This window comes from Pseudomonas sp. 1L-C-7-B-C1 (assembly GCF_057291635.1).
Map to the genome: position 1 here is coordinate 226,218 of NZ_JBXAWH010000009.1, position 13,848 is coordinate 240,065.

General features: G+C 60.8%; 11 protein-coding genes and 2 pseudogenes. 6 read left to right on the top strand and 7 right to left on the bottom strand.

The genetic code is table 11. The features are described 5' to 3' along the window. Positions 1-108 precede the first annotated feature (108 nt). Positions 109-816 (top strand): PqiC family protein, encoded by a 708-nt coding sequence (locus AC0Z8Z_RS15715; RefSeq protein WP_172613020.1) that lies wholly within the window; start codon positions 109-111, stop codon positions 814-816. A 54-nt stretch (positions 817-870) separates the two neighbouring features. Here AC0Z8Z_RS15715 and AC0Z8Z_RS15720 read toward each other — a convergent pair. Both AC0Z8Z_RS15720 and AC0Z8Z_RS15725 read right to left on the bottom strand, forming a co-directional pair. After that, positions 871-1,575, bottom strand: a pseudogene (locus AC0Z8Z_RS15720) (histidine kinase); the annotation flags it as partial. A 102-nt stretch (positions 1,576-1,677) separates the two neighbouring features. Further along, positions 1,678-2,400, bottom strand: a pseudogene (locus AC0Z8Z_RS15725) (AhpA/YtjB family protein); the annotation flags it as partial. 130 nt (positions 2,401-2,530) lie between these two features. Between AC0Z8Z_RS15725 and serB the strand changes: the two are divergent. Further along, positions 2,531-3,748, top strand: a complete 1,218-nt coding sequence (gene serB, locus AC0Z8Z_RS15730) for a phosphoserine phosphatase SerB (protein ID WP_485619717.1) — start codon at positions 2,531-2,533, stop codon at positions 3,746-3,748. Positions 3,749-3,790: 42 nt separating this feature from the next. Here serB and AC0Z8Z_RS15735 read toward each other — a convergent pair whose 3' ends face one another. The 4 genes from AC0Z8Z_RS15735 to AC0Z8Z_RS15750 all read right to left on the bottom strand — a co-directional run bounded on the left by AC0Z8Z_RS15735 (position 3,791) and on the right by AC0Z8Z_RS15750 (position 9,176). Beyond that, complete coding sequence (locus tag AC0Z8Z_RS15735; RefSeq protein WP_485619718.1) at positions 3,791-5,575, bottom strand: molecular chaperone; 1,785 nt, start codon at positions 5,573-5,575, stop codon at positions 3,791-3,793. A 280-nt stretch (positions 5,576-5,855) separates the two neighbouring features. Then, the gene (gene asd / locus AC0Z8Z_RS15740; RefSeq protein WP_205487205.1) at positions 5,856-6,725 is read right to left on the bottom strand and encodes an archaetidylserine decarboxylase; all 870 of its coding nucleotides are present in this window, start codon (positions 6,723-6,725) and stop codon (positions 5,856-5,858) included. Between the two features lie 53 nt (positions 6,726-6,778). After that, positions 6,779-7,594: a rhodanese-like domain-containing protein gene (locus tag AC0Z8Z_RS15745; protein ID WP_272633090.1), complete on the bottom strand. Its 816-nt coding sequence runs from the start codon at positions 7,592-7,594 to the stop codon at positions 6,779-6,781. Between the two features lie 46 nt (positions 7,595-7,640). After that, positions 7,641-9,176 (bottom strand): HDOD domain-containing protein, encoded by a 1,536-nt coding sequence (locus tag AC0Z8Z_RS15750; protein ID WP_485619719.1) that lies wholly within the window; start codon positions 9,174-9,176, stop codon positions 7,641-7,643. A 213-nt stretch (positions 9,177-9,389) separates the two neighbouring features. On the opposite strand from AC0Z8Z_RS15750, the gene motA reads away from it, so the two are divergent. Both motA and motB read left to right on the top strand, forming a co-directional pair. Then, positions 9,390-10,241: a flagellar motor stator protein MotA gene (motA, locus tag AC0Z8Z_RS15755; protein WP_037015764.1), complete on the top strand. Its 852-nt coding sequence runs from the start codon at positions 9,390-9,392 to the stop codon at positions 10,239-10,241. A 3-nt stretch (positions 10,242-10,244) separates the two neighbouring features. Beyond that, a complete protein-coding gene (gene motB, locus AC0Z8Z_RS15760; RefSeq protein ID WP_485619720.1) occupies positions 10,245-11,300 on the top strand; it encodes a flagellar motor protein MotB in 1,056 nt (351 codons plus the stop codon). Between the two features lie 133 nt (positions 11,301-11,433). On the opposite strand, the gene rsgA is transcribed toward motB, so the two are convergent. Next, entirely contained in the window at positions 11,434-12,465 is a 1,032-nt protein-coding gene (gene rsgA / locus AC0Z8Z_RS15765; RefSeq protein WP_485619721.1) for a small ribosomal subunit biogenesis GTPase RsgA, read from the bottom strand. Between the two features lie 113 nt (positions 12,466-12,578). Here rsgA and orn point away from each other — a divergent pair, with 113 nt between their 5' ends. After that, on the top strand, positions 12,579-13,115 hold the full coding sequence (orn, locus tag AC0Z8Z_RS15770; protein ID WP_065987811.1) for an oligoribonuclease: 537 nt from the start codon (positions 12,579-12,581) through the stop codon (positions 13,113-13,115). Between the two features lie 117 nt (positions 13,116-13,232). Next, on the top strand, positions 13,233-13,844 hold the full coding sequence (locus AC0Z8Z_RS15775) for a trimeric intracellular cation channel family protein (protein WP_122533826.1): 612 nt from the start codon (positions 13,233-13,235) through the stop codon (positions 13,842-13,844). Positions 13,845-13,848: the final 4 nt, after the last annotated feature.

Here is a 13,848-nt window from a genome sequence, read left to right on the forward strand (position 1 = left end):
TTCACGGATGATATGACGTCCTCCGGCGCCGCCATGGCGGAATGCCTTCATGTTTTCAAAGTATTTAACAGCGTGGACGCGTTACACGGCGTCCACTTGGACGGGATGATGAATTTTCTACGTGTTCCCTGTGTTCTGTTGTTGACCGGCGTTCTGGGTTTGGCCGGGTGCAGCGTTCATCAGCCCACGTCGCTCTATCAACTGGACAGCGGCGATCCTGGGCAACCGAAACACAGCGGCGGGCTCGCCGTTTTGCTGGGCCCTGTGACAATTGCCGACTATCTGCAACGTGAAACATTATTGCAGCGCCAACCCGATGGCAGCCTCAAGGCATCCACCGATGGTCGCTGGGCCGGCAGTCTTTCTGCTGACATTGATCAGCTGCTTCTGCGCCAACTGGCCTGGAAACTCGACAGTCAACGTGTGGTTATGGCCCCCGCAGCGGCCAGCTTCACGCCGGATGCCCAGGTGGTGCTATCCATCACCCGCCTGGATTCGGGCGAGAAACAGCCAGCGGTACTGGATGCACAGTGGCGTTTGCTCGACCGGCGCGGAAACGTTCGCGACAGCAAGCTGATCCATCTGGAGGAGCCGCACGCAGGCTCTTCAGCTGCGCAGGTCAGGGCTCAAGGGATTTTGCTGCAGCGCCTGGCGGACAAGCTGAGCGTGGCCGTCAAGCCAATCGCCAATCAACCCTGGGTGGCGGATGTGCCTAAAAAGGCCACAGCGCCGGCGAAAACCCGCACCGATCAGGACAAGCCGAAGATCCCGATGGCATCACCGATCCGCACCGATCTGGAAGTGTTCCGCTTCTAAGATTGGCGCCCACAAAAAAGCCCGCAGCAATGCGGGCTTTTTTGTGGGTGACGCTTAGGCCTTGCGCGCCTCGTGCATGCGCGCCAGTTGGCGTTCCAGCATCGATGGGTACGGCTCCATCAGACGCTCCACACAGCTTGCACCTTCCGGGCTTGCAATCGGGCGGATGCGCGCGCGCTGGCGGATGGTCGGGTCTTCGCTGATCTTGCGCTCCACCAGCAGCAGATTGCGGCTGTGCTGCGACAGGGCCAGGGCGTCCTGCGCGGTTTCAGTAAGCAGCAGATCGATCTGGTTCATGCCGTGCAAGCCTTCGCCCAGCGTCAGGCCCAGCTGCAATTGCAGGGTAATGCCACTGTCGGCGACTTCGATCTGCAACGCGTGGCTCAATGCACGCAGCAACTCGCCACAGCAGATCGCATTGGTCAGATAGTCGTCGCCGCTGTCCTGAGTGCTGAAAACCATCAGTGAACTGCCATCGTTCAGGGTGTGCAGCTCGCTGTCGTAAAGAGACGCGGCCTGATCAATACAGTCACGGTAGCGCTCGAGCAGCTCGGTCAGGCGTGTACGCGGCAGACGGCGCAGTTGCTCCTGCGAACCCAGCTGCACGGCCAGCACGGCGCTGTACTGCGGCTGCGATGGAACGACCGGAAGGATTGGACGCGGTGCAGGTTTTGGTGCGGCAGGGGAGTGGTCGCGAAGGTCCGCAAACGGATCCTCTTCGTCTTCTTCATCTTCCTCGGCGGAGATGCGTCGTGCCGGGATCACCGTGGCGCGCGGCTTTGGCACGTCATCGAAGTCAGGGTCGCTCAGGTCACTGCTGTCGAACTCCGGCGAAGTGTCTTCCTCGTCCTCGACCTGTGCAGGCTCGGGAATGGGTGCCGGTTCCGGTTCTGGCGGCGCGTAGGAAGTCTTCAACTGACGCGCCAGATCGCCGATCTCGTCCTGACGATCAGTGGCCGGCGTGTACGGATCGATGTAGCGCAGCCACATGCGCAGTTGCAGCATCGGCGTGGAAATATGCCGCCCAAGGCGCAGACTCAAGGCCAGTGCCAGTGCCAGCAGGATACCGGCCAAAATCGCCATGCTCTGCAAGCTGATGGTCAGCGGCTGTTGGAACTGGGCCATGTCCAGGCTGATACGCAGCGTGCCGGCGACCACATCCTGGAAGGTGATTTTGATCTCGTAAAGACCTTCCGCCTCACCCAGCAAGCCGTTCTTCGGACGCTGACCGGCTTCGGCAAGAATGCGGTTGTCGGGGCTATAAATAGCCGCGTGGGCCACTAGCGGATTCTTCACCAGATTGCCCAGCAGCACATTGAGGCTGAGGATGTCGTTGGACACCAGCAATTCGGTGGCGGACGTGGCGGTCTGCGTGGTCAGGGCTTGCCCCAATGCGTCGGCCTGTTCGTGCATGGCTTGCTTGAATTGCAAACCCATGACGCAGGCGTAGATCACCAGAGCCAGCGCGACGAGGATCACGTTATGGCTGGCGATGCGCAAAGCAATCGGTACACGTCGATGACGCAATGCCCGGAAGATCAGCAAGAAGAAATTATCGGTTTTTACTGGCGTGGGCCGGTTCACTGAGCACGGCTCTCGTGGTGAAGTTGGGGCGCAGTATAGCGAGCGACCCTGTGGCGGCAAAGCGCTGGCTGTGCCCGGCGGTCACTGAAAGTGCGTAGAATGCGGTTTTTTTCCACTGCGGGGGTGCGCCTTGCGCGAAATCGTCCTGATAAACATCACCGGTGAAGACCGTCCGGGTCTCACTGCGGCCATCACTGGTGTGCTGGCCCAAGGCGGCGTGAATATTCTCGACATCGGTCAGGCGGTGATTCACGACGCGCTGTCATTCGGCCTTTTGGTCGATATTCCCGACACCGAAGCAGGCGCGGCAGTGCGCCAGAACGTGCAAGCGACAGTCGACCAACTGGGTCAGCAAGTGCGCTTTACCCGCGTGTCAGAAGCTGATTATCAGCACTGGGTCGACGGCCAGGGCAAGGCGCGGCATATCGTGACGCTGCTGACCCGCAAGGTCACTGCCGAGCAACTGCAGACGGTCAGCGCGATCACTGCCAAGTATAGTTTGAACATCGACCGCATCGACCGTCTTTCCGGGCGTATGCCGCTCGACATGCCCACCGAGAAGAGCAAGGGTTGCATCGAGTTTTCCGTGCGCGGCGAGCCGGTCGATCCTCAGCAGATGCAGGCCGAATTCCTCCATGTTGCCCAGGAGCTGAACGTCGATATCGCGTTCCAGCAGGACTCTCTGTTCCGTCGCAACCGTCGTCTGGCGGTGTTCGACATGGATTCGACGCTGATCGAAGCCGAGGTCATCGATGAACTGGCCAAAGCCCACGGCGTCGGCGAGCGCGTTTCCGAGATCACCGAGCGCGCCATGCGTGGCGAACTGGACTTCCGCGCCAGTTTCAAAGAACGGCTGGCGCTGCTCAAAGGCCTGGATGTGAAGGTGCTGGACGAGATCGGCGCCTCGTTGCGTTTGACCGAAGGCGCTGAAACGCTGTTCGCCGAACTCAAACGGCTGGGCTATAAAACCGCGATCCTGTCGGGCGGTTTTACGTACTTCGCTCGCCAGCTGCAGGCCAAACTGGGCATCGACTACATCTTCGCCAACGAGCTGGAAGTGGTGGATGGGAAATGCACGGGTAACGCGATCGAGCCGATTGTCGACGCCCAGCGCAAGGCCGATCTGTTACGCGAGCTCGCCGGCAAGGAAGGGTTGAGTCTGGAGCAGACTATCGCAGTGGGCGATGGCGCCAATGACCTGCCGATGCTCGCGATAGCCGGGCTGGGTGTGGCGTTCCGTGCCAAGCCGCTGGTCAAGCAGTCGGCGAAGCAGGCCATCTCGACGCTGGGTCTGGATGGCGTGCTGTATTTGCTGGGATTCCGCGACCGGGAAGGGCGCAGCGCTTAAAGGCGTGGACGTTGAGGCATCTGCAAGGGATGCCTCGATGGCTTACAGCACCGTCCACAGCGAGTCGAATTCCTGCTCAGGGCCCCCGCCGTCTGGCGCGGCGGCCTTTTTCGGCCCTTCAATAATCTGATACTCAAACTGGTTGTAGCTCCCCGTCGTCGCACGGCGATTGCTCAGGCTCGCGCGTCGCTGTTCGCCACTGGTATTGATCAGCACCTTTGAGCCATCCTCGAACGGCAGCCTGGGTGCGATTACCGTTGCGGGTACATCGATGGCGCGAACTTCCGGCAACAGCAGCGCGCGCAAAAACTGGCTGCTCTGCTCGGCGCGTGTCAGCTGCATGCCGCAGGCCTGGGCGAAGGGCGCGATCAGTTCGACGCCCATCTGCATGCCACCGCCACGGACCTGCCGCACCCAGCGCACCACCGCGATGCTCCAGCCGTGGCCATGGTCCTGAATGCCGATCATCTCTCCGGCCTGAAGTTGATCAGGTACTTCTTTCGGCCAGGCGAGACAGTAGCCGCCAGGGCTGTGATTGACGATATGCAGGGCGTACGTCGGGAAACTCTTTTGCCCGTCGGACGCCCCGCTGCCGTCGGCATCGTCACGTTTGTATTCGATTTCCTCGAACGGCAACATGCTGTCGGACGTGCCATGGCGCTGCGCGTCTGCCGTCTGCGCCCATGGATCGTGCTTCACCGGCTTCAAGGGCTGCAGGGTGTAATCGACGACTCGGGACAGGGTCGACATTTGCAGCAGGTCGCTGAAGGACTGCTGGCCGCCGACGTAATAGTGCAAAGCGCTCATGCCCACGCAAACGGTCAGGGTCCCTTGCCCTGGCGTGCGCTGAAACGCGCGTTCCGACACATCGCCCCAAGCGGCCGCGAGGTGTTGCAAGACGTCGATGGACAACCCTGGCGGCACTTTCAGCGCAGACTTCGATCGCTCTCCGACGGCCGTTTCGGTGTAGCGCTCCAGTGCAGCCGACAGAGGGCGGGGGTCGATGCCGAGCAAATTCGGGCGCTGATTGTCGTCGTACAGTGCGGCGTAGCGCGGCGCCGTGTCCGTGCCGGGCGACACCGCGTACAGGCTGTCGCTGGTCAGCGGCTGCTGCAGCGTGACCATCGCACTCCACGCATCCAGCGCCTCGGCCAGCTTGCCGATGTTGTGCTGGCGCATCTGATTGCAGCGCGAACAGCCCATCAGCAGCGCAACGGTGTACGTCTGTTCAACGCTCATCGCCTGGGTGTTGTGGGCGAGGCTGTCGGCAACCGGCACGTTCTGCAATTGATGCTGGCGGGCGATCTGGTAAATCTGATGCATCTCCAGCCACAGGCCGTCCTGCACCGGGCAGTAAAGCTGGTTGGCGCGGATCAGCGGGCCGTTCAGGCAGCTGAGTGCGCGCTGAAGGGCGGTGGTCAGCAAGCTGATGCGGTCCTTGGTGAGCTTTACGGCGACCCGGGCGATGATCTGTTTGTAGCCAATGGCAAGGTGGTTCTGCAGGGCCTGACACAGGTTCGCGACCTTGCGCGGACGCTCTTCGAGAACGACCGACTGGTTCAGGAAGTGACGCTCCAGGTGCCTGCACACGAAAAAGACTTCCGGGCGAAGCAGTTCAAGGAGCTGCATGCGGTTGTCGCTGGGGGTGAGCAACTGGTTCAGCTCGCCGAGCCCTTGATAGAGCTGGCGTGCCATTTCACCGAGATTGGCCTTGGGCAGCGTAGCGATCCAGCGCTTCATGTCTTTTGGCGTCGCGTCACAGAACGACAGGCTCGACTGCGTCGGCACAGGTGCGCGCAACAACAGTGGGAGGCTTAAATAACTCATGTGACAGGCAAACTCCAACAAACACAGGCCTGAACGGCGGCGTGGAACTCTGGGTCAAGGACCCTCGCCGAGCGAAAAAAGCACGTTTACGTCCACTGAAAGCGAAGTTTCCTACAGCACTGACAGGGGACTCTAGCAGCATCCTGCAACTGTCGCAGTCTGGGGCGGTGTACCCCGGCCAGACGCGTCATCCTGAGTAAGGCGTGAAAACACGACTGTCGATGACAGTTCGCGCCAGAAAAACAGCATCACGCCCCTCAGGTATGAGTTAAGGCAAGAATCAGGCCTGCAATGGCAGCGCGAGGCCCTGACCCATCTGAACGGGCGAACCGGCGGCCAGCAGCTCGGACCATTTCACCTGATTGGGCCCGAACAGCACGATGGCCGTAGAGCCCAGTTTGAAGCGACCCAGCTCGGCGCCTTTTTCCAGGTGAATGGGCGCGCGCGCTGCTTCGTCGTAGCGGAAAGTCTTGAGCTCGCGCTTGTACGGCGTGACCAGGCCCGCCCACACGGTTTCGATCGAGGCAACGATCATGGCGCCGACCAGCACGACGGCCATCGGACCGCGCTCGGTGTCGAACAGGCACACGACGCGCTCGTTACGGGCGAACAGTTCCGGCACGTTTTCCGCCGTGGTCTGGTTCACCGAGAACAAGCGGCCTGGTACGTAGACCATTTCGCGCAGGGTGCCGGCGAGCGGCATGTGAACGCGGTGATAATCCTTCGGCGACAGGTAAACCGTCGCGAACTCGCCACCCATGAACGGCGCGGACAGACGCGCATCGCCGCCCAGCAGCTCCAGCACGCTGTAGCTGTGGCCTTTGGCCTGGAAAATTCGGCCGTGTTCGATCGGGCCCAACTGGCTGACCGCACCGTCCGCAGGGCTGAGGATCGCCCCCGGTGTCGGGTCCAGGGGGCGAGCGCCCGGCTTGAGGGCACGGGTGAAGAAGTCATTGAAGTGCTGATATCCGGTGATGTCCTCGACCTGAGCCTGGGACATGTCGACCTGATAGCGGCGCGCAAACCATTGGGTAAACGCGTTTTTGAACCAGCGAACGCGGCATTCGGCCACGCAGCCCGCCAGTTGCGACAGCAAATGATGGGGAAGCAGATACTGGAAAAGGATAAATAGACGCTGTTTCATCAAAATTCCTAAAACGTTTGAAAAAGGGAATACGAATCGACGCAACATGGGCGCCGATTTTATTTTTCGACCGGGGTGTCCGGATGGTTGCCCCACTCGCCCCACGAGCCTGCATAGCCCTTTACCCTCGGGTAACCCAGCGCCTTGGCCACCAGATAGGTGAAGCCCGAGCGATGATGGGTCTGGCAGTGGGTGATGATTTCTTTCTCCGGGGTAATGCCCAGGTTTTCGAGGATCTGCGGCATGTCCTTGCGGATGCGCAGGTTGCGCGCCTGATCCATGCCGGCGGTCCATTCGAAGTTCACGGCACCGGGAATGTGGCCTCCCTTCGCAGCGACGACTTTTTCGCCTGAGTACTCCGTCGGCGCTCGCGCGTCCCAGATCGCCAGGTCAGCGGCGCCCAGGCGGCTTTGCAGGTATTCGCGAGTGGCGGTGGGCTCGTCGTGCAAGGTCAGCGAAACCGGACCGCCGACGGCTTTTGGCACCTCTGTCGACAGTGGCAGGCCCTCGGCTTGCCAGGCGAGCAGGCCGCCGTCGATATAGTGATACTTTTTGTGTCCGATGACGTCCAGCAGCCAGATGAACCGGCCGGCCCAGCCACCGCCTTCGTCGTCGTAGACCACGTACACAGCGTCGGGATTGTGCCCCAGTTCGCCGAACAGCGCTTCGAGCTGCGTGTGCGAGGGCAGCAGCCCCGGCGCAGGCGGCAGGCCCAGTTGCGTACGTTTCGGATCGACGAATCGCGCGCCGGGAATGTGGCCGGCCTCATAGCGGGCCGGGCTGGTCAGGTCGACCAGGATAAGCTCTGGCGCGCTGAGGCGTGCTTGCAGGTCTGCGGGCTCGATGACCAGCGGCAAGCTTGAAAAGGCAGACATCTAGCGTCTCCGGATCGCGAAAAGGTTGCGAATTGTAGCTCAGCCGTCAGCCATTGCGATGGCTAAAGGTGGTGAGTGCTTTCTCGATGCACTGGCCGGTTTTGCCGAAAGCCTGGACGGAAACTTCGGAAAACGGTCCGCCGCCCTGATCGGCCATCACCATCATCACCACGCGGCCATTGCTGGCGAGCGAGCGGATCAACAGGTTTTCGCCGCTGAACAAATTGCGCAGTTGCGCCGGGAGTAACGCAGAAAACTGGGCGTTGTTGGCCGGCGTCAGACGCAACTGCGTAGGCTGGGCTAACAGACGTTGCAACACAGTGCTGTCCTTGTAGGGGACCAGCAGCGCAGCGGCCGACTTGTTTACACCCGCGATCTGATGCACGCGCAGGCTGTCGGTCTTGCGATCGGTCATCAACAGCACCACCCGCTGCATGCCTGCTGCCACCAGCGCATCCCGGGCGCAGGTGGTCAGGTGCATCGCGTTGATGAAAATGCCGGGTTCTTTCAGCAGATCGGCGCAGTGTTTGCGCCACAGCTGCAAGGCATCGGGCGATGGCGGCGGGGCGGGCAGCAGGCCTTTATGAACCCGACGGCTATTCCACGGCCAGAGCAACGCCTGGGCCGGGTGCCAGATATCCGGGCCGGAATGCTGGCGAGCGCTGGCCGCCGCGTTCTGATGAACCTGCTGCTGAAGCTCATCGAGCGGCTGCTGCAGGTACAGGCTGGTCAATAGCTGCCAGCGCAGGCTGTGCGGCGTGTCCCAGGCCTGGTGCGCTGATAGCGCGAGACCGTTGGCCAGCAGAATTGTATTGGCGGGCTGGTTCAGCCAGCGGCGCAGCGGGAGGTCGGCGTCGAGTTGCTGTTGCTGCTTGAGCGGATCGTCGCTGCTGTGGGCAATGCGCAGCACGCTTACCAGATTGCGTTGCTGTGAGGTCAGCAGTTCGTAACCCTGGGTCACCCAGACCGGCAGGCGCCAATGCTGTGCCAGCCCCAGGCACAAATCCACCAGCCGCACGCCAAACAGCGTGTTTTCCACAGTCTTCGCGCACTCGCCCTTGTGGATAACCCGCAGTTCCCACGCTTCCAGCAATGTGGGGTGCGCCAGCGCCATCGGCCAGAGCGGCGACAGAAACAGCAGGCTGCCGAGATGGATGTCCTGCCACAGCCGGGCCAGTTGGTTTGCGAACAGGCCGTAAGCCTGTTGCATGGCGTGTTGACTGATCAGCTGTATTTGACGCAACGCCACCGGAATATCCCGTGCATCGACGCAGGGTAGCCGCGCCAGCAGCGCTTCAGTGCGCGCCAGACCCAATCGGTTGATGGCGACTTCCAGACTCTCCGCAGGCTGAGCGGTGGCGGGGCTGTTCAAGTTGGCTTCGCGCAATACATTGAGCACCAGCGCCGGGCTGTCCTGCATGAGGTCGGCGATATCGCGCAGCGAGCGGCGGCTATCGGTCAAGGCCGCCTGCACGCGTTTATACGCCACGGCGGGCACCGGCAAGGCGATGCCGTCGAGCTGCTTTATCCAGGTATCGAGGGTGCGCGGAACAGGGAGCGAAGAAGCTTTATCTGATTGCATTCACAACACCCGTACGGCTGGGAGGTTTTGATCAATGTAGGGTACTGGCATCATGCTGGCCCTCATGGGCGCAACGTCCTGGGCCATGCATCGATCAGCATTTTCCTGTGATCTGACTATAGTCTGGCGCATTCATGCCGATAAGCAGGACAAGAGTTTCAAGCGCTTCTCGCACAATGACCATGAACCCGACTCAGTAAGTATTTTCTACCTATGGCAAAAATTATCGGCATCATCGTCGTTTTCGCGAGCGTTCTCGGCGGATACGTACTGTCCCACGGTCAGATCGCTGCGTTGATCCAGCCTTTCGAGGTCATGATCATCGGCGGTGCGGCGTTGGGTGCATTCCTGCAAGCCAACCCGGGCTATATGACCATGCTGGTCATCAAGAAGTCTTTGAAGATGTTCAGCACCCGGTTCACCCATGGCTACTACCTCGAAGTGCTGGGCCTGGTCTACGAGATCCTCAACAAAAGTCGTCGCGAAGGCATGATGGCCATCGAGGGCGACATCGAAGAGCCCGAGAACAGCCCGATCTTCGCTAAATACCCTGGCGTGCTCAAAGATACCCGCATGATCGCCTTCATCTGCGATTACCTGCGCATCATGTCCTCCGGCAACATGGCGCCCCACGAGCTGGAAGGTTTGTTCGACATGGAATTGCTGAGCATGAAAGAAGAGCTCGAGCATCCTTCCCACGCAGTGACCGGTGTAGCCGATGCCATGCCAGGCTTCGGTATCGTTGCTGCAGTATTGGGTATCGTCGTGACCATGGCCTCCCTGGGTTCCGGCGACAAGGCAGCGATCGGCATGCACGTTGGTGCGGCGCTGGTGGGTACGTTCTTCGGTATTCTCGCGGCGTACGGTTTCTTTGGCCCGTTGGCCACTTCCCTGGCCCACGACGCCAAGGAAGAAATGAACGTCTATGAATCGATCAAGGCGTCGCTCGTAGCGTCGGCGTCCGGCGTGCCGCCTTCGCTGGCCGTGGAGTTCGGTCGCAAGGTTCTCTATCCGGCCCATCGCCCCAGCTTCAGCGAGCTGGAACAAGCTGTTCGCGGTCGTTGATCCATGGAAAATAATCAGCCAATCATCATCAAGCGCGTAAAGCGCTACGGCGGAGGGCATCACGGCGGCGCCTGGAAAATCGCATTTGCCGACTTCGCGACGGCGATGATGGCGTTCTTCCTGGTGCTGTGGCTGATGTCGTCGGCCACGCCCGAACAATTGATCGCCATCGCCGGCTATTTCAAGGACCCTGTGGGGTTCTCCGACAGTGGCTCGCCCTATGTGATTGATCTGGGGGGGTCGCCGGAAATGTCCCCTGACCAGACGCTGAACCCGGAGGTGAAATCCACGCCTGCGCCGGATCGCGTGCCGGTCGACGCTGATCAGCAGGACGCCGCCGCCGAGCAGGTTGAGCAGGACCGTCTGGAGATGCTGTTGCAAGAGTTGCAGACCAAGATCAACGAGAATCCGCAACTGGCAAAATTCAAAGACCAGATTCTGTTCGAGATCACTCAGGACGGCTTGCGTATCCAGATCACGGACGCCGAAAACCGCCCGATGTTCGACATCGGCAGTGCGAAGCTCAAACCGTATTTTGAAGACATCTTGCTGGCCATGGCCGACACCATTAAAGCGGTGCCTAACAAAGTCAGCATCAGTGGTCACACCGACGCGACGCCTTTTGTCGGCAACAACGGCTTCGGCAACTGGGAGCTGTCGTCGGGTCGAGCGAACGCCGCTCGCCGGGCGTTGCTCGCGGGAGGGTATCCGGATCAGCAGGTGGCGCGCGTAGTGGGCTATGCGTCTTCGGCACTGTATGACAAGGAGCACCCGCAAAATCCGGTCAATCGTCGCATCGACATTGTGGTGATGACCAAGAAAGCGCAGCAGCGTATCGAGGGTGCGCAGAATTCAGGTGAAGCACCGCAAACGCCGGATGCACCGGGAGCCGCTTCGCCAGCGCCTGTGCCTGGCGCTGCCGGACCGGCCAACCAGCCGGGGGCACCGACCTCCACACCTGCCGTTGATCCGCAGGCTTACGCCCAGCCCCACGAGATTCGGCAGAAGCTGAACATCTTCGATCAGGGCCAGCTGAAGATCGACGAAACAAAGAACTGATACTGGGTTGCAGACACGAAAACGCCGCGATGATCGCGGCGTTTTTGTTTGCGCAGTTCAAGCGCTGGGACTGCAGTCAGTAGGACCGGCTTCAGCCGGGAAGGCCTAAATCGGATTGGCCACTACCGCTGAATCAGTAACTGCTTTCCGGCAAGCTCGCGATGATCGAGCGATAGCTGTTCATGCGCTGCTGTTGCACGCGGCCGTCTGCAAGGCCCTGCAACAAGGCACAACCGGGTTCGCGGTCATGTTTGCAGTCGCGGAAGCGGCACCGGCCGAGCAGGTTGTTGAATTCGATAAAGCCCGCTTCGACGTCGGCACGGCTGACGTGGCCGAGGCCGAATTCACGAATCCCCGGTGAGTCGATCAGGTCGCCGCCGCGCGGGAAGTGGAACAGCCGCGCAGTGGTGGTGGTGTGCGTGCCTTGGCCCGAATATTCCGACAGCGGCCCGACGCGGGTGCCGACTTCTGGCAGCAGGCTGTTGACCAGCGAGGATTTGCCGACGCCAGACTGACCGACGAACACGCTGATGTGGCCATCCAACTGGTCCTGCAATTGCTGCATGCCGTCGCCGTGGTGGGCCGACACTTCCAGCACCGGATAACCCAGCGTGCGATAAACGGCCAGTAGCGCATTCAGCGCAGGCGCGTTTTGATCGTCGATAAGGTCAAACTTGTTCAGCAGCAGCAACGGCCGAATACCCGCGTGCTCAGCGGCAACCAGATAACGATCAATCAGGTTGGCGTGGGGTTCGGGCATCGGTGCGAAAACGATGACGATCAAATCAACGTTGGCGGCGACCGGCTTCAACTGGCCTCGGCTGTCCGGGCGGCTCAGCTCGGTATCGCGGGGCAACTGCGCAACGATGACGCCGATGCCCTGATTGCCGGCGCGCCAGACGACGCGGTCGCCGGTGACCAGCGCCGGCAGGTTGGCGCGCAGGTGGCAGCGGAAAACCTGACCCTGCAGCTCGCCGTCCTGCGCTTCGACTTCTACCTGCACGCCAAAATGCGCGATGACCAGACCCGTTTGCTCGGGACCGAGATCGCCGCCTTCCAGCGTTTCGAGAGCGGTTGATTCACGTTTGGCGGCACGCGCTGCGCGTTCGCCCTGAATCTTTTCGATGCGCCAGTTCTGGCGGCGATTGAGTTGGCGTTTGGCCATGGGTGTTCAGTGTTCCGTTTGAAGACGCATAAAGGTGCTGATTTGATAAAGCGCGGGCGAGTCTAGCACGCCCGGGTGGGCTAAACTGCGCGCCAACGCTGAGGAGCCGACATATGCAGAACAAACAGAATCTGATCTGGATCGACCTGGAAATGACCGGTCTGGACCCTGATAACGACGTCATCATCGAGATGGCAACGATCATCACCGACAGCGAGCTCAACACCCTGGCCGAAGGCCCGGTCATCGCGGTTCACCAGAGCGACGAGCTTCTGAACGGCATGGACGAGTGGAACACCCGTCAGCACGGTGGCTCCGGCCTGACTCAGCGCGTGCGCGAAAGCAAAATCTCCAACGACGAAGCCGAGGCCATGACGCTTGAGTTCATCAAACAGTGGGTGCCCGAGCGCAGTTCGCCCATCTGCGGCAACAGCATCTGTCAGGACCGTCGCTTCTTGTACAAGCGCATGCCGACGCTGGAAAACTACTTTCACTACCGCAACCTCGACGTCTCAACCCTCAAGGAACTGGCCGCACGCTGGTCGCCGGATCTCAAGTTCAAGAAGGGCAGCACGCACCTGGCGCTGGACGATATCCGTGAGTCGATTGCCGAACTGCGCTTTTACCGCGAGCATTTCATCAAGTCCTGATGACAGGCCGTTGGCGGCCGAGCACGGTCGCCTGGAGAGGGCGCAGGGCTAAACGCTCTCTTTTGGTGCCCGGGTCGAGTGGTTAGACTGCGCCCCTTTCTCGCAGGGACTGCCGCCATGTTGTTGATGCTCTACTTGATCGCTATTACGGCCGAAGCCATGACCGGCGCGCTGTCCGCCGGCCGTCGCGGCATGGACTGGTTCGGCGTGGTGCTGATCGCGTGCATCACGGCGTTGGGCGGCGGGTCGGTTCGCGACGTGCTGCTGGGGCATTACCCGCTGACGTGGGTCAAGCACCCGGAGTATCTGATCCTCACCAGCGTCGCGGCGCTGGTGACCATTTTCATCGCTCCGCTGATGCGTCATCTGCGCTCACTGTTTCTGGTGCTCGATGCATTGGGCTTGGTCGCTTTTACGCTAATCGGCTGCATGACCGCCTTGGACATGGGCTTGAGCATGACCGTCGCCGCCGTCAGCGGGGTGATTACGGGCGTGTTTGGCGGGATCCTGCGGGATATCTTCTGCAACGACATCCCCCTCATCTTCCGCCGTGAGCTGTACGCCAGCGTGTCGTTTGCCGCCGCGTGGTGCTTTTTGCTGTGTCAGTACGCCGGCTTGCCGGTGGAGCAGGGCACGCTGATCACGCTGTTTGGTGGGTTGTTGCTGCGGTTGCTGGCGATTCGGTTTCGCTGGGAAATGCCCAAGTTTGTTTACAAGGACGGGCATTGAGCCG